Raw genomic sequence first — 16,757 nt, forward strand, 5'->3', positions numbered from 1 at the left:
ACATGAACGCCTTTCTCGCCTCCGGCCCCGGCCAGGTTCTCATCACCCTGGTCGAGACGCTGCTGCTGCTGGTGCCGCTGCTGATCTCCGTCGCCTATCTGACCGTCGCGGAACGAAAGATTCTGGGCGCCATCCAGCTCCGCAAGGGGCCAAACGTGGTTGGCTTCTGGGGTCTGCTACAGGCCTTCGCAGATGCGCTGAAGATGATCATGAAGGAGCAGATCATCCCGACCGGGGCGAACCGCTTTCTCTTCGTGATCGCCCCGATGCTGACGATGGTGCTGGCGCTGATGGCCTGGGCAGTGATCCCGGTCACCGATGGCTGGGCGATCTCCGACATCAATGTCGGCATCCTATACCTGTTCGCCATCTCCTCGCTCAGCGTCTACGGCATCATCATCGCCGGTTGGGCCTCGAACTCGAAATACGCCTTCCTCGGCGCACTGCGCTCCGCGGCGCAGATGGTCAGCTACGAGGTCTCGATCGGCTTCGTCATCGTCACCGTGCTGCTATGTGCCGGAACGCTCAACCTGACGGGCATCGTGCGGTCGCAGTCGACGATCTGGTTCGTCGTGCCGCTATTCCCGATGTTCATCGTCTACTTCGTCTCCGCCCTGGCGGAAACCAACCGCCCGCCGTTCGACCTGGCGGAAGGCGAGAGCGAAATCGTCGCCGGGTTCCTGGTCGAATATAGTGGCATCTCCTGGGGCCTGTTCTTCCTGGGCGAATACGCCAACATGATCCTACAGGCGGCGATGATGACCATCCTGTTCCTGGGTGGCTGGCTCCCGGTATTCGGGCTCAGCTTCATCCCGGGACCAATCTGGTTCATCGCCAAAATCATCTTCGTGCTGTTCTTCTTCATCTGGGTCCGCGCCACATTCCCGCGCTTCCGCTACGACCAGCTGATGCGCCTGGGGTGGAAGGTGTTCCTGCCGCTATCGTTGTTCTGGCTGGTGCTGACGGCCGGCGTATTGGTGTTCATGGGCTGGTTGCCGCATTCGGCTTGATGTAAGCCGCACCCACCGAGAGGGTCTTTCATATGGCGTTCCTGGACCGCACGGCGCGTTCCTTCCTGCTCACCGAACTACTCGTTGGGATGGGCTTGACCTTGAAGTACCTGTTCAAGCCCAAGGTCACGATCAACTACCCCTATGAGCGCAATCCGTACTCCCCGCGCTTCAAGGGGGAGCACGCGCTGCGTCGCTACCCGAACGGGGAAGAGCGTTGTATCGCGTGCAAATTGTGCGAGGCCGTCTGTCCGGCGCTGGCCATCACGATCGAGGCCGAGCCGCGCGACGATGGTTCCCGCCGGACCACCCGCTACGACATCGACATGACGAAGTGCATCTATTGCGGCCTGTGCGAGGAAGCCTGCCCGGTGGATGCCATTGTGGAGGGGCCGAACATCGCGTTCGCCACCGAAACGCGCGAGGAGCTGATGTACAACAAGGATAAGCTGCTAGCGAACGGTGACCAGTGGGAGCCGGAATTGGCCAAGCGGCTCGAACTGGATGCGCCCTATCGATGATCGCCGCGATCGCCTTCTACGTTTTCGCTGCCGTGTTGATCGGGTCCGCTGCACTCGTGGTCAGCAGCCGTAACCCGGTTCACTCGGTGCTGTTTCTCATCCTGGCGTTCTTCAACGCTGCCGGGCTGTTCCTGCTGGCCGGGGCCGAGTTCCTGGCGATGGTGCTGGTCATCGTCTACGTCGGCGCGGTCGCGGTGCTGTTCCTGTTCGTCGTGATGATGCTGGACGTGAACTTCGATCAGATGCGCGAAGGCGTGCAGCGCTACGCCCCGATCGGCGCGGCGGTCGGGGCCGTGTTGTTCCTGGAACTGATCGTCACGGTCGCGGGCTGGCAGTTCGTGCCGAACGTCACGCTCCACCTGGCGTCGGCCACGCCGGCCGGGGTGACCAACACTGCCGCCCTGGGCCACCTGATCTATACGGACTACATCTTCCTGTTCCAGGCCGCCGGGTTGATCCTGCTGGTGGCGATGATCGGCGCGATCGTCCTGACCCATCGGGAGCGTGGGGCCTCTCGCCGCCAGAACATCGGCGTGCAGCAGGCCCGCACCATGGCCAACACGCTAGAGATGATGACGGTGGCGATCGGCGCCGGGTCGCGGCAGACCGGGATCCTGCGCCCGTTGCCGCCGCCGGCCCGGCCATTGGATGACCACGACGATCACGGTCACGGCGGACATGACGACGGGCACGGTCACGACGATCACGCCCATGCCGGGGGGCATTAGCATGGCGGTGGGCGTAGGCCATTACCTCGTTGTTGGCGCGGTTCTGCTGCTGTTGGGTGTGTTTGGCATCTTCCTGAACCGCAAAAACATCATCGTCATCATGATGTCGATCGAACTGATCCTGCTGGCGGTGAACATCAACCTGGTCGCCTTTTCCGCCTCGCTGGGGGATCTCGCGGGTCAGGTGCTGGCGATGTTCGTCTTGACGGTGGCCGCGGCCGAGGCCGCAATCGGGCTTGCCATCGTCGTGGTGTATTTCCGCAATCGCGGCTCGATCCAGGTCGAGGACGTCGGGCTGATGAAGGGCTGAGATGATCTACGCCATTGCCATTCTGAGCCCGCTGGCGGGCTGTCTGCTCGCGGGTATTTTCGGCCGCCGCTTCGGCGATACCTACGCCAAGATCGTGACCATCGGGTTCATGATCCTGGCCGCTCTGTGCGCCGAAATCTCGCTTTCCCAGGTCTTGTTCGCCGAGCAGCCGCCCGAGCCGGTGATCCTGGCCACCTGGTTCGACATTGGTGGTTTCAGGCTGGATTGGGCGCTCCGGCGCGACACGTTGTCCTCCGCGATGGTGGCCATGGTCGCCCCGGTCGCCACGCTCATCCATATCTACAGCGTCGGCTACATGGCGCACGAACGCCGGTCCTTCCGCTTCTTCGCCTACCTCTCGCTGTTCACCTTCGCCATGCTGATGCTGGTGACGGCCAACAACCTGGTTCAGCTGTTCTTCGGCTGGGAAGGCGTCGGCCTCGCGAGCTACCTGCTCATCGGCTATTGGTATGATCGCCCCAGCGCCAATCGCGCAGCGATGAAGGCCTTCATCGTCAACCGCGTTGGCGACCTGTTCTTCGCCCTAGGCATCGCCCTGGTGTTCCAGCTGTTCGGCTCGGTGGAATTCCCGGTGATCTTCGCGCACATACCGGATCACCAGGACGCGCTGTATCACGTGCTCGGCCATACCTGGCGCGCCTACGAGGTCATCGGCTTCCTGCTGTTCATCGGCGCCATGGGCAAATCCGCCCAGCTCGGCCTGCACACCTGGCTGCCCGATGCGATGGAGGGGCCGACCCCCGTCTCCGCACTCATCCATGCCGCGACGATGGTGACGGCCGGCGTGTTTCTGATGGCGCGCATGTCCTACATCATGGAATCCGCACCCGGCGCGCTGACCTTCGTGATGCTGATCGGCGCGAGTACTTGCATCTTCGCCGCGACCATCGCCTGCGTGCAAAACGACATCAAGCGGGTGATCGCCTACTCCACCTGTTCGCAGCTCGGGTACATGTTCATGGCGGCGGGCGCTGGCGCGTATCAGGCTTCGGTCTTCCATCTCATCACCCACGCCTTCTTTAAGGCGCTGCTGTTCCTCTGCGCTGGCTCGGTGATCCACGCGATGAGCGACGAGCAGGACATGCGCAAGATGGGCGGCATCTGGCGGATGGTGCCGTGGACCTATACCTGCATGTGGCTCGGCAGCCTGGCCATCGCCGGCATCCCCTTCTTCGCCGGCTACTGGTCGAAGGACGCGATCCTCGAGGCGACCTGGGCTTCACACAACCCGCTGGCCGGCTACGGCTATCTGATGGGTGTGCTGGCTGCCTTCCTCACCGCCTTCTACTCGTGGCGCCTCATCATCATGACGTTCCATGGCACGCCGCGGGCGGACAAGCACACGATGGAGCATGTTCACGAGAGCACGCCCTGGATGGTCGCCCCCCTCGTCATCCTGGCGTTCGGCGCGGTCTTCGCCGGCTGGTTGCTGCATGGCTGGTTCATCGGCGAGGACCAGGCAGAGTTCTGGGCCGGCGCGATCCATGTCGGCGCCAACAACCATGTGCTGCATGACATGGAGAACATCCCCTCCATCATCGGGCTGTTGCCGACCATCACCGGCGTGCTGGGCATCGCCCTGGCCTACGTGATGTACATGCTGGTGCCGAGCCTGCCGGGTCGCCTGGCTTCGACCTTCCAGCCGATCTACCAGTTCCTGCTGCACAAATGGTATTTCGATGAGCTTTACGACTTCCTGTTCGTCCGGCCCATACAGAGGCTTGCCCGTGTGCTGTGGCATGTCGGCGACGAGAAGCTGATCGACGGCATGCCCAACAGTGCCGCGGCACTGGCGGCAGGCGGGTCGGCGCAGGTGGTGAAGATCCAGACCGGGTCGATCGCCGTCTACGCCTTCACCATGCTGATCGGTCTCGTCGTGCTCATCAGCATCTTCCTCCTGTTCCGGTGAGCGCCCAGAAGTGAACGTGACCAACGCCGCCGGCTTTCCCATCCTCTCACTGCTCACCTGGTTGCCGCTGGTCGGCTGCCTGGTGCTGATGACCATCCGTGGCGAGGAGGAGGTCGTTGCCCGCAACGCCCGCTGGACCGCGCTGTGGACCAGCATCATCATCTTCGCCATCAGCCTCAAGCTATGGTGGGATTTCGACCCGGCCAACCCTGGCTTCCAGTTCAACGAAAGCCTGGAGTGGCTGCCCCAGTTCAAGGTCGGCTACAAAATGGGCGTGGACGGCATCAGCGTGCTGTTCGTGCTGCTATCGACCGCGTTGACCCCAATCTGCATCCTGGCCAGCTGGGAATCGGTGCGTACCCGGGTTCGCGAATACATGATCGCCTTCCTGGTGCTGGAAACCATGATGATCGGGGCGTTCGCCGCGACCGACTTCATCGTGTTCTACATGTTCTTCGAAGGCCTGCTGATCCCGATGTATCTCATCATCGGCATCTGGGGCGGCCCACGCCGGGTCTACGCGTCGTTCAAGTTCTTCCTCTACACCCTGGCTGGCTCGGTGCTGATGCTGCTGGCGCTTCTGGCAATGTGGTTTCAGGCCGGCACGACCGACATCGCAGTGCTGATGCACACCTCGTTCTCGCCGCAGATGCAGACCTGGCTGTTCATTGCCTTCCTCGCCTCCTTCGCGGTGAAGGTGCCGATGTGGCCGGTGCATACCTGGCTGCCGGACGCGCACGTGGAGGCGCCGACTGCAGGCTCCGTCATCCTGGCGGGTGTGTTGCTGAAGATGGGCGGATATGGCTTCCTCCGCTTCTCCCTGCCGATGCTGCCGCAGGCGTCGCAATCCTTCGCGCCGCTCATGTTCACGCTCGGCGTGGTAGCGGTGATCTACACCAGCCTCGTCGCCATTGCGCAGACCGACATGAAAAAGCTGATCGCCTACTCCTCCGTCGCCCATATGGGCCTGGTGGTGATCGGCACCTTCACCTTCAACATCCAGGGCATCGAGGGCGCGATCCTGCAGATGCTGAGCCACGGCATCGTCTCGGCTGCGCTGTTCCTCTGCGTCGGCGTCGTTTACGACCGGATCCACACGCGCGAAATCGCCCGCTATGGCGGCCTCGGTGACCGCATGCCCGGCTACGCCTTCGTGTTCCTGTTCTTCACGATGGCCAGCATGGGTCTCCCCGGCACCTCCGGCTTCATTGGGGAGTTCATGGTGCTGGTGGGCGCGTTCAAGGTGAACTTCTGGGTGTCCCTACTCGGCAGCACGGGCATGATCCTGGGCGCGGCCTACGCACTATGGCTATACCGCCGGATTATCTTCGGCAGCATCACCCGCGACGACCTCCGCTCCATCCTCGATCTCTCCCCGCGGGAGGTCGCGATCTTCGTGCCGCTGGTATTCCTGACGGTATGGATGGGCGTCTACCCCAGCAGCTTCACCCAATTCTTCGATGCGAGCGTGGGTGCGATGGTCGATCACCACGTGGCGGCCATTGCCTCGACAACCAAGCTGGCAGGGATCGCGCCATGATCAATCAAAACTGGATCCTGGCGCTGCCGGAAATCGTACTGGCGATCTGCGCCATGGCGATTCTGGTGTTCGGCGTGCTGTGGAAACGCAGCAACCCGTCCTTCCCCTGCGCCATGCTCGCGCTCGCCTCCCTGCTGCTGGCGGGCGTTCTGGCGCTGTCGGCGCCGCTCGGCTCCGCCTATGGCGGCCTGTTTGCCGTCGACCATTTCGCCGTCTTCATGAAGCTGCTGATCGTGGCGGGCGCCGGGCTGAGCCTGATCCTCTCGATCGACTACAACGTGCAGACGGGGATCGACCGCTTCGAATTTCCAGTGCTGATCCTGCTTTGCACCGTCGGCATGATGATCATGGCCTCGGCCACCAACCTGATGTCGCTGTATATCGGGTTGGAACTGCAATCGCTGTCGATCTACGTCATGGCCTCGTTCAACCGCGACGATCTGCGCTCCTCCGAGGCCGGGCTGAAGTATTTCGTGCTGGGCGCTTTGGCCTCCGGCCTGCTGCTATACGGCGCCTCGCTCGCCTATGGCTTCAACGGCTCGATGGACTTCGCCCAGCTCCGCGCCGGCCTCACTTCCACCAATCCGCCAGCCGGGCTGGTGATTGGCATCGTGTTCATCGTCGCCGGGCTGGCGTTCAAGATCAGCGCCGTGCCGTTCCACATGTGGACGCCGGACGTCTATGAGGGCGCCCCCACTCCGGTAACCGCGTTCATGAGCACCGCCCCCAAGGTCGCTGCCATCGCCCTGCTGCTGCGCGCGTTGGAGGTGCCGTTCGGCCATCTCGGACAGTCCTGGACGCAATTGGTGGTGCTGGTTTCCATCGCCTCGATGCTGCTGGGCTCGCTGGCCGCGATCGGGCAGACCTCGATCAAGCGGCTAATGGCCTATTCCTCCATCGGCCATATGGGATACGCGCTGATCGGCCTGGCCACGAACTCCCAGGCTGGCATCCAGGGCGTGCTGGTCTACATGGTGACCTACGTGTTCATGTCCGCCGGCGTGTTCGCCTGCGTCATCGCGATGCGCCGCCAGGGCCTGGCGCTGGAAAAGATCTCCGACCTGTCGGGCCTGGCGCGGACCGACCCGATGTTGGCGCTGGCCTTCGCGATCTTTATGTTCTCGATGGCCGGCATTCCGCCGTTCAGCGGGTTCTTCGGCAAATTATACGTATTCTACGCGGCAGTACAAGCTGGATACTGGACGCTGGCGGTCATCGGCGTGCTCACCAGCGTGATCGGCGCCTACTACTATCTGCGCGTGATCAAGGTGATGTATTTCGACGACGCGCAGCCGGCGTTTGACGCCCGCTCGCCCTCGCTGTCCTTCGTGGCGGCAGTAGGCGCGCTGGTGACGGTGCTGTTCTTCGTCTTCCCCGCGCCGATCGTGAATGCAGCCCAAATCGCGGCGTCCGCCCTGTTCGGATAGGGCAACCAGATGGCCGGCCATACCGAAAAGCAGAAGATGCTGGCCGGCGAGTTGTATCGCCCGGGTGATGCGGAGATCCAGGCCGACCAGGCGACCGCCAAGCAATGGATGGTTCGCTACAACGCCGCCCTCGGAAAACCCGCGGCCGAGCGGCGAGTGCTGCTCCGCGAACTCCTCCGCAGCGCCGGAGATGGCTGCGTCATTCGGCCACCCTTCCACTGCGACTACGGCTACAACATCAGCCTGGGCGCCGACGCCTTCCTAAACTTCAACTGCGTCATCCTCGATGTCGCGGCCGTGATAATCGGGGAGGGGACGCAGATCGGCCCCGGCGTGCAGATCTACGCCGCCGACCACCCGCGGGACCCGGCGTTGCGTCGCCAGGGCCTGGAACTCGGCCGTCCGGTGCGGATCGGCGCTTTCGTTTGGATCGGTGGCGGCGCTATCATCCTGCCCGGCGTCACCATCGGCGACGACGCCATCATCGGCGCCGGCAGCGTGGTGACGCGCGACGTGCCGCCAGGTGGCCGCGTGGCCGGCAATCCAGCCCGTCCGCTTGCCGGCGTGCCGGCCTAGCCGCCAATGCTGCCATACGTCAGCGCTGGCATTTCCACCCCCTCTATCGTTATAACGGCATACGAAGTTCGTCAGATCGACCCCGATCTGACCCCTGACGGTCTGCGGCTGTTGGCGGAGTCTGACCCCGCCCCCACATTGCCAAGGGACCGGATACGATCCTTAGAAAGCGATTAAATTGGATGAAATAAGCAACGATCTGGCCTTCCTGCCCCTGGGCGGGACAGGCGAGATCGGGATGAACCTTAATCTTTACCGCTGCAATGGCCGCTGGTTGGCTGTCGATTGCGGCATCGGCTTCGGCGGATCGGAAAACCCCGAGGTCGAGATCATGATGCCCGACCCGGCCTTCATCGCCGAACGCAAGGCCGATTTGGTGGGTCTGGTCATCACCCATGCGCACGAGGATCACCTCGGCGCCGTGGCCCATCTGTGGCGCCAACTGCGCTGCCCGATCTACGCAACCCCGTTCGCGACCGCCGTGCTGCGGCGCAAGCTGGGGGAGGCAGGGCTGCAGAACGAGGCGAAGATCACCACGATCAAGCCCGGTGGCCGGTTCGAACTGGCCCCGTTCGACCTGCAATTCATGCCGGTCACACACTCTGTCCCCGAATCCCAGGCGCTGGCGATCCGCACGCCCTACGGCATCATCCTGCACACCGGCGACTTCAAGCTGGACCCGGACCCTCTGGTCGGCCCGCCCACCGACGAGGCGTCTTTCAAGGCGCTGGGTGACGAGGGCGTGCTGGTCATGGTGTGCGACAGCACCAACGCCATGGTAGAGGGGCATTCCGGCTCCGAGGGCGACGTGCGCACCAGCCTGTCGGCTCTCATCCGCCCCATCCGCGGCCGCGTCGCCGTCACCTGCTTCGCCAGCAACGTCGCCCGGGTCGAGAGTGTGGCGCTGGCGGCCCGTGACGCCGGGCGCTCTGTGGCACTGGTCGGCCGCTCCCTGCGCAACCTCGAAAATGCGGCGCGGGACTGCGGCTATCTGAAGGATGTGCCGGAGTTCGTGCCTGAGGAAGCCACGACGGAGGTTCCCGACGACAATCTGCTGATCCTGGTCACAGGCAGCCAGGGCGAAGCACGCTCCGCCCTGGCCCGTATCGCCAACGACACCCACCGCAATATCGCCTTGGGCGAGGGCGACACGGTCATCTTCTCCTCCCGCGTCATCCCCGGGAACGAGCGGGCGATCGGCGCAGTCCACGACAACTTGGTGCGTCGCGGCGTCAAGCTGATGACGGCGGACGACCACATGGTCCACGTCTCCGGCCACCCGGCACGTGACGAGCTACGTCGCCTGTATGCTCTGGTGCGCCCCACCTACGCGGTGCCGGTGCATGGCGAATGGCGGCATCTTTCTGCCCACGCCGCGCTGGCGAAGGACGCCGGGGCAACGCCGATCATGTTGGAGGATGGCGACCTGCTCAGCCTGTCCAGCGAGCGCCCGGCGGTCACCGACTCGGCGCCGGTGGGCCGGCTGGCGCTGGATGGCAATCGCCTGGTGCCGCTGAACGGCGGCGTCATGGCGGCCCGGCGTCGCATGCTCTTCAACGGCATGGTCCTGGCCAGCGTGGCCGTTGATGCAGGCGGTGTCCTTCGCGGCACGCCGCGTATCAGCGCCCCGGGCCTGTTCGAACCCGATGATGCCGAAAGCCAGCGTGTCGGACGGGAGTTTGCGGCCGCTTTCGCCGACCTGCCCAACAGTCTGCGCAAGGACGACACGGCGCTGACGGACGCGGCGAAGGCAGCACTGCGGCGGGCACTCGGCCGGTCCTTGCAGAAGCGCCCCCTGGTTGATGTGCATTTGCTGAGGGTCTGATGGGCTGGTTCACCGCATGCGTCTTGTTCGTGCTGATCTGGTGGACGGTGCTTTTTGCCGTCCTCCCCTTCTGGACGCGGCCGGTCGCCGATGCAGTGGAAGAAAATGGTGGCTGGCGCGGCGCCCCGGAGCGCCCGCTGCTGCTACGCAAACTCGTGGCAACGACGATCGTCGCTGCGATCATTTGGGGCGGCAGCGTCGCACTGATCCAAAGCCCGTATTTCAGCTTCCGCGCCATGGCATCAAAAATGACTGATGATTGAGCATTTGCTCAAAAATTACTCGGCACTGCGCCGTTTGTGGGCAAACAAGGGCTGATCGGGCGAAAAATTCGCCCGATCGCCTTCTTATTCGTTGGTATTTTTTGTCGGTCTGCACAATCATCGTCTCAGGTTGAGGCTCTGCCTCTTCCTGCCGTGTGACTGGCGTTTCCTCCCTAAACTTGGCCCGCTGTGCCTTAACGGCACGCGGGCTTTTTACGTTTTAAGGGGTTGCGTGGGTGCTGTCACGCAATTTTGCACTGTTTCACACCCGCTAATGCAAATTTCTTGCGTCGAATTGTTGTGCGACGCAGCATTGTTTCAACTACTGACGCTAATCTGTTGATCTCTTCGAGACGATGGGCCGAACAATAAAGAAATGGTCAGTGGCCATGACTTAACGTGCACTCATCGCTCAAAGAATGCTCCGGCATGCGCGAAGTGTGTTGCCGCGCAACAAACAGTGTCCTACGGGAGTGGCTTGACCTTCCGCACTAGGGACAACCCGGCGTCTTGGAATCTTTATCAGCTTTGCACGATCTGCGTTGCGTCGGTTGTCGCGCGAGTGGTTTGCAAAACACTGCCGCAGGACTGCAATGTTGCGCATGCGGACGAAATTTTCCGGTTCGCGCGGATATCCCTGTCATGATCGATGATGCGATTGCGGAGCGAGGCGACCTTCTGGACCCCGTCGTCGCGCGACATCTGTTGTCGACGCTGGGCCTGCCGATTGATCCGGTAAATCTTCTCCAGGTCCGGCGTGCCTCCGGGGCGAGAGTCCGCCTAGGCGGTGCCGCGCCGGGCGGCAGCAACCTGCCCGATGATGGTCGCATGCTGGCTGCTCTGGGCGTGTTGCCGCCGGCAGCATCCAAAATCGCCTTCACAGAAGGGGAACCAGCGTGTGAGTGGCTGGGCGAGCACCTGCCGCGCGCAGTGCGCCCTGGCGAGGAATTCCTGGCCAATCTGCGCTTCCGCAATGTCGGCACCGTGCCAATGCTCGCCGCTGGCGATCGCCGTGTAAACCTGGCCGCGACCTGGTACGATTCGCATTGGACACAGCTATCGGCGAACGGCCAGGATGATGACCCCGCCCGATCCTCCCACCGCGACCTGCGGACGCCTTTGCCCGCAGACCTACCGCCCGGCGGCATGTTGACCGTCGCCGTGCGCCTGCACGCGCCAACGGAGCCAGGGCAATACAGCCTCGTGCTCAAGATGGTGCAGGAGGGTGTGCGCTGGCTCGAACCCTCCTACGGCCCATTCGCCATCCACGTGCAGCCAAATGCGGGCTTCGTGCCGCCGGCCAGTTGGGTATTGGATGGGCCCGGCGCCCACGAGCCGGCAGCCGATCGCGACCGTGCGACCACGATGATGATCGACTGGGTCGCGACCCACGCCGGAGAGCAGCCTCGTGTGCTGGAACTCGGCAGCGGTATGAACCCGGTGACGGCCCGGCTGCCCAGCCCTGGCTACCAGGTCGATGGCGACCTGCTGGCGTTGCAACTCGGCGCAATGACCCGGCGTAAGGCAGGCGCCAGCGTTTTGTCGTTCTGCGCGGCGTTTAACGACCTGCCATTCCCCGAGGCGTATTTCGACGCCATCGTCTGCTTCAACACGCTTCACTATGTGCCGGACTTGGTCGCAACGCTCGGCACATTACGCGGCCATTTGCGACGCGGCGGCTTCATTGGCCTGTTTTGCGAGCCGGTGGGCCAGATGTGGCCGGGTGCGCCGGGCGCCAAGTTGCTGGCGGAATTACGCCAGGGACTGAATCCACAGGGGTTCAGCCTGGCAGAATACGCGCGGATCTTCGCCTTGGCGCGCCTGACGGTCGCCGAACTCGTCATAGATGGCGTGTCGATGAAGGTCCGGCTTACGCCGGAGGGTGCCGATGTCTGAGACGAGCAAAAAGATGTCCGTCGCGCCGATTTCGACGGCCGATATTACCGACGAGATCTGGCTGGAGGTCGCCCGCAATCACGCCGGCGCAACCCCTCTGCGCGAAGCGGCGGACCGCGCCCGACAGGCCGGCATGCCCGCGGTGCTGGACCATTCGACCATGCCGACGCCGTTGCCGTCCCTACTGGCGCTGGAGGGCATGCCGTTCATGGAAGCTGCCTACGCCACCACGCTCGGCCGCCCGCCCGACGAGGCGGGGATCGCCTACATCACCGCCGAATTGTTGAAGGGCCGCAGCAAGGTCGAATTGCTGGGTGAGTTGGAAGCCAGTGCGGAGGGCAAACGGAGCGGCCGGGTGATCGCCGGCTTGCGCCGCCGCTACCTGGTGCATCGCGTCTATCGCGTCCCTGTGGTGGGGCCGGTCATCCGCCTTGGCTCAACCGTGCTGCGACGCACAGGCGTGTCGCGGCTGCTCGGCAGCGGCTCCCCCAGCGCCCGGCAGCAGGAACTGGACACGCGGTTCAGTGGCTTCACCGCCACGATCGACAAAACTCGCCGTGCGCTGGAGGAGCGGGTGTCCGAACAGCAGATGGCGATCGACCTGCTCACCCGGCGCTTGACGACGCAGGAGGAGACCGGGCGAAAGGCCATCGCGATGCAGGGCGAAATGCTGGCCACCCTGTCGAAGCAGAGCGCCAAACTGGCGCAGCAATTTGCGTCGCTGGAGGATAGCGTCATCGACTCGATGCTCGCCCTGTCCGAAACCGTGCAAAACCACCAATCTCGCCTCACCAGCCTGGAGGGGGCCGTCGACACCGATGCCGCCCGGGCCCAGATCGAAACGGCGGCGGGCAGTTTGCGGTTGGAGTTGGATGGAAGAATGCTCGCTGCCGAGCAGATTGCCCGGCAGAACCGCCAGGACGTTGCCGACCAGCAGCGCCGCATCGGACTGATGCTGAACAGCTTGAACGCTGTGAAGGCCATGGGCCACGCCATCCCGGCCGAAGTGAACGAGCAGGACGACCACGCGCTCGACTCGCTGTACGTCGCGTTCGAGGACCGGTTCCGCGGCACCCGCCGGGCCATCAAGGACCGTCAGCGCGTCTACCTGCCGCGGCTGCACGCCGCCGGTGCCGGCACGGCGGACCGGGCAATCCTGGATATCGGCGCCGGGCGTGGCGAGTTCCTGGAGTTGATGCGCGACGAGGGCTTGGTGGCCCGCGGCGTCGACACCAACATCACCATGGCCGCCGTCTGCCGCGAGCAGGGCCTGGATTGCGTCGAGGGCGATGCGTTGGCCTACCTCGCCGCGCTGCCGCCGGGCTCGCTGGGCGCCATCACCGGGTTCCACATCATCGAGCACCTGCCGTTCAAGGTCATGGTGCGCATCATGGACGAGGCATTGCGCGCCCTGGCTCCGGGCGGCCTATTGATCCTGGAAACGCCGAACCCCGCGAATTTGCTCACCGCTAGCCGGTGGTTCTATCTGGACCCGACCCACCGCAATCCGCTGCCGGGGGAAATGGTGGCGATGATCGCCGAGGCCCGCGGCTTCCCCAATCCGGAAATCGTCGAACTGCACCCGATGGACGCCCGCTTCCCCGGTTCCGACCGGCCGTTGGCCGAGGCGCTGGATCGCGTGTTCTACGGCCCGCAGGATTACGCGTTGGTGGCCCGGAAGGCCTGACCATGCGCGTGGGGATCGCAACTGTGCAGGTGCCGTTTGTGCGCGGCGGCGCCGAATTGCTGGCCGAAAGCCTACAAACCGCGCTGCAGAACGCCGGGCACGAGGCGGAGATCATCTCCATGCCGTTCAAGTGGTATCCGCCCGCCCGCGTGCGGGAACACATGCTGGCGGCGCGGCTGATGCAGGTTGAAGAAAGCGTCGGTCAGCGGATCGATAGACTGATCGGGCTGAAATTCCCTGCCTATCTGATGCCGCATCGATCCAAGCGCCTATGGCTGCTGCATCAATATCGCAGCGCCTATGATTTCTGGGACGCTCCCTTCTCCGATCTGCGGCACGCGCCGGACGGCCCGCATGTCCGCAGTGCCATCCACACCGCCGACAACGCGCTACTGGGCGAATGCGAGTCACTCTTCACCATCAGCCGCGTCGTCAGCGACCGGCTACGGCGCTTCAACGGCCTGGAATCCGAGCCGCTGTACCATCCACCGCCAGGCGCCGACCTGCTGCAGCCCGGCGAGTACGGTGAATACATCCTGTTCCCCAGCCGGGTGAACGAGAGCAAGCGCCAACTCCTCGCGATCGAGGCATTGGCGCTCACCACGCAGCCGGTGCGGCTCTGCTTCATCGGTGCCGGCGACGCTGCGGAATACGAGCGCAATTTGCGGGCGCGCTGCCGTGCGCTGGGCCTGGACAATCGGGTGGAATGGCGCGGCGCGGTCAGCGAGGCGGACAAACTGGCGCTGTATGCCGGCTGCCTGGCGGTGATGTTCCCCCCCATGGACGAGGATTACGGCTACGTGACGTTGGAGGCGATGCTCTGCGCGAAGGCGGTGTTGACCACGAAGGATGCGGGCGGTCCGCTCGACTTTATCGAGGACGGCCATAACGGCCTTATTTGCCCGCCCGAGCCGGAATTCTTGGCAGCCTCACTGGATCGGATGTGGGCCGATCGTGCCAAGACCGCTGCCTGGGGCCGCGCCGGCCGGCAGCATTATGCCGATCTGCGGCTGGGGTGGTCGCATGTTCTGGACCGCTTGCTCGACTGATGCGGGTCGCAATTACGACTGTTCAGGTGCCGTTCGTCTCGGGCGGCGCCGAACTGCACGCGTCGGGTCTGCGCCAGGCCATCATCGATGCCGGGCACGAGGCGGAGATCGTGCGGGTGCCGTTCAAATGGTATCCGGCTCCAACCATCCCGCAGCAGATCCTGGCCTGTCGACTGCTGGACCTGACGGAGAGCATGGGCACCCGGATCGACCGGGTGATCGGGTTGAAATTCCCCGCCTATCTCATCCCGCATCCCAACAAGGTGCTGTGGATTCTGCACCAGCACCGCGGCGCCTACGACATGTGGGACCAACATTGGGGCGACCTCTACGGGACGCCCGGCGGGGCGGAGGCCCGCGACGTGATCCGCAGCGCCGATATCAAGCTGATCCCGGAGGCGCGCCGGATCTTCGCCAATTCCCGCAACGTGGCGGCTCGGTTGCGCCGCTTCAACGGTATCGATGCCGAGCCGCTGTATCACCCGCCGCCCTTGGCCGAGCGCTACCATAGCGGCCCCTTGGGCGAGTATCTGCTGATGCCGAGCCGCTTCAACGCCACCAAGCGCCAGTCCCTGGTGGTGGAGGCATTGGCGCTCACCCGGCACCCGGTGCACGTCGTGTTCATCGGCGGGGCGGATGACGTCGTCTTGGCCGAGGGCGTGATGGCGAAGGCGGGCACGATGGCGCCGGGCCGCGCGCAATGGCTTGGCTCGGTGTCCGACGCATTGAAGATCGAATTACTGTCCGAAGCGCTGGCCGTGCTGGTGCCCCCTTTGGACGAAGATTACGGCTACGTCGCGCTGGAGGCGATGCTGTCCAGCCGCGCCATCATCACCTGCACCGATTCCGGCGGCCCATTGGAATTCGTCGAACACGGCCGCAACGGCCTGGTCTGCGATCCGGAGCCGGCTGCATTGGCCGAGGCAATGGATGCTGTATGGGCCGACCGCAAGCGCGCCAAATTATTGGGGGAGGAGGGCTTGGCCCATTACCGCACCCTAGGGCTGACATGGGAGCACGCGGTGCAATGTCTGCTCGACTGAGCCTGAATGTTTTCTCCCCACTGCCGCCGCTGCATAGCGAGATCGGCAACCACACGCTGACGGTGGCGCGCGCGCTCCAAGACGTGGCGGATGTGACGCTATGGACGTCGCAGGACGATGCACCGCGCGCCGTGGCCGATTGCCCGGTGGTGCGGTTCGACCCGGCGGCGATGGACTGGCCGCTGCTGAACCGGGCGAACGCCAACATCTACAATATCGGCAACAACGCAACCTTTCACCGCAGCATCTTCAATGTGGCGCGGGTCGTGCCCGGCATCGTGGTGCTGCACGACACCCGGTTGCAGCATTTCTTCGCCCGCTACTCGGAAACGCCAGGGGCCGATCGCAATTTCTACCTGGACAGCATCAAACGCGCCCACGGCATGCCGGGCTTCAACGACGCCCAGCGCTGGATGCTGGGTGAGGGCACGTTGGAGGCCATGGTCGATCGCTACCCCATGACGGTTGCCGCGTTGGACCAGGCGCTGGCCGCCGTGGTGCACAACGCCAGTGAGCAACGCAGCCTGGCCGAACAAACGCGCACCCCGGTGTTTCACCTTCCGCTCGCCTTCTCCCCGGGCCCGGCGCCCGAGCGCGCCCCGCCCAGCACCACGCTGCGCCTGATCGTGTTTGGCTTCCTTGGCCCGAACCGCCGCATCAGCCCGATTCTCGAAGTGCTCGCTGCCCTCCCGGACCAGGACGTAACGCTGGACATCTACGGCGCGCTGGAGGAGCCGGAGCAGGTCGACGCGCAGATCGGCCGGCTCAACCTGGGCAGTCGCGTCCACCGCCACGGCTTCGTGCCGGAGGCGGAGTTGCAGGCGGCTTTGGCCCGCGCCGATCTGGCGATCAACCTGCGCAACCCCACCATGGGCGAGGCGTCTGCCAGCCAGTTGCGCATTTGGGATGCCGCGCTGCCCTCCGTGGTCACCCGCATCGGCTGGTATGCGAC

General features: G+C 64.2%; 14 protein-coding genes and 1 pseudogene. All 15 read left to right on the top strand.

The window, feature by feature from the left end; all coding sequences use genetic code 11:
- The first annotated feature begins 2 nt into the window (after positions 1 to 2).
- Positions 3 to 1,010, top strand: a complete 1,008-nt coding sequence (gene nuoH, locus GSQ76_RS28045) for an NADH-quinone oxidoreductase subunit NuoH (protein ID WP_158747344.1) — start codon at positions 3 to 5, stop codon at positions 1,008 to 1,010.
- A 32-nt stretch (positions 1,011 to 1,042) separates the two neighbouring features.
- Positions 1,043 to 1,531, top strand: a complete 489-nt coding sequence (nuoI, locus tag GSQ76_RS28050; RefSeq protein ID WP_158747345.1) for an NADH-quinone oxidoreductase subunit NuoI — start codon at positions 1,043 to 1,045, stop codon at positions 1,529 to 1,531.
- Entirely contained in the window at positions 1,528 to 2,259 is a 732-nt protein-coding gene (locus GSQ76_RS28055) for an NADH-quinone oxidoreductase subunit J (RefSeq protein WP_158747346.1), read from the top strand. Before nuoI ends, GSQ76_RS28055 begins: the two co-directional genes overlap by 4 nt.
- On the top strand, positions 2,243 to 2,569 hold the full coding sequence (gene nuoK / locus GSQ76_RS28060) for an NADH-quinone oxidoreductase subunit NuoK (protein WP_254070676.1): 327 nt from the start codon (positions 2,243 to 2,245) through the stop codon (positions 2,567 to 2,569). The genes GSQ76_RS28055 and nuoK overlap by 17 nt, the downstream gene beginning before the upstream one ends.
- 1 nt (position 2,570) lies before the next feature.
- Positions 2,571 to 4,499, top strand: a complete 1,929-nt coding sequence (gene nuoL / locus GSQ76_RS28065; RefSeq protein ID WP_158747347.1) for an NADH-quinone oxidoreductase subunit L — start codon at positions 2,571 to 2,573, stop codon at positions 4,497 to 4,499.
- 16 nt (positions 4,500 to 4,515) lie between these two features.
- Positions 4,516 to 6,039: an NADH-quinone oxidoreductase subunit M gene (locus GSQ76_RS28070; protein ID WP_256367029.1), complete on the top strand. Its 1,524-nt coding sequence runs from the start codon at positions 4,516 to 4,518 to the stop codon at positions 6,037 to 6,039.
- Complete coding sequence (gene nuoN / locus GSQ76_RS28075; RefSeq protein WP_158747348.1) at positions 6,036 to 7,466, top strand: NADH-quinone oxidoreductase subunit NuoN; 1,431 nt, start codon at positions 6,036 to 6,038, stop codon at positions 7,464 to 7,466. The genes GSQ76_RS28070 and nuoN overlap by 4 nt, the downstream gene beginning before the upstream one ends.
- A 9-nt stretch (positions 7,467 to 7,475) precedes the next feature.
- Positions 7,476 to 8,042 (top strand): sugar O-acetyltransferase, encoded by a 567-nt coding sequence (locus GSQ76_RS28080; RefSeq protein ID WP_158747349.1) that lies wholly within the window; start codon positions 7,476 to 7,478, stop codon positions 8,040 to 8,042.
- A 178-nt stretch (positions 8,043 to 8,220) separates the two neighbouring features.
- Positions 8,221 to 9,867 carry a ribonuclease J gene (locus tag GSQ76_RS28085; protein WP_158747350.1) on the top strand — a complete coding sequence of 549 codons (1,647 nt, stop codon included), beginning with the start codon at positions 8,221 to 8,223 and terminating at the stop codon, positions 9,865 to 9,867.
- Positions 9,867 to 10,130, top strand: coding sequence for a DUF1467 family protein (locus GSQ76_RS28090; RefSeq protein WP_158747351.1), 264 nt, complete (start codon positions 9,867 to 9,869; stop codon positions 10,128 to 10,130). Before GSQ76_RS28085 ends, GSQ76_RS28090 begins: the two co-directional genes overlap by 1 nt.
- Before the next feature lie 642 nt (positions 10,131 to 10,772).
- Positions 10,773 to 12,026: a methyltransferase domain-containing protein gene (locus tag GSQ76_RS28095; RefSeq protein WP_158747352.1), complete on the top strand. Its 1,254-nt coding sequence runs from the start codon at positions 10,773 to 10,775 to the stop codon at positions 12,024 to 12,026.
- Positions 12,019 to 13,713 (top strand): bifunctional 2-polyprenyl-6-hydroxyphenol methylase/3-demethylubiquinol 3-O-methyltransferase UbiG, encoded by a 1,695-nt coding sequence (locus GSQ76_RS28100; RefSeq protein ID WP_158747353.1) that lies wholly within the window; start codon positions 12,019 to 12,021, stop codon positions 13,711 to 13,713. The genes GSQ76_RS28095 and GSQ76_RS28100 overlap by 8 nt, the downstream gene beginning before the upstream one ends.
- Before the next feature lie 2 nt (positions 13,714 to 13,715).
- Positions 13,716 to 14,762: a glycosyltransferase family 4 protein gene (locus GSQ76_RS28105; protein WP_158747354.1), complete on the top strand. Its 1,047-nt coding sequence runs from the start codon at positions 13,716 to 13,718 to the stop codon at positions 14,760 to 14,762.
- Positions 14,762 to 15,805, top strand: a complete 1,044-nt coding sequence (locus tag GSQ76_RS28110) for a glycosyltransferase family 4 protein (RefSeq protein WP_158747355.1) — start codon at positions 14,762 to 14,764, stop codon at positions 15,803 to 15,805. Before GSQ76_RS28105 ends, GSQ76_RS28110 begins: the two co-directional genes overlap by 1 nt.
- Positions 15,790 to 16,757, top strand: a pseudogene (locus tag GSQ76_RS28115) (hypothetical protein); the annotation flags it as partial. The gene GSQ76_RS28110 and the pseudogene GSQ76_RS28115, both read left to right, overlap by 16 nt.

Source organism: Acidisphaera sp. L21, from assembly GCF_009765685.1.
Taxonomy (GTDB): Bacteria; Pseudomonadota; Alphaproteobacteria; order Acetobacterales; family Acetobacteraceae; genus LMUY01.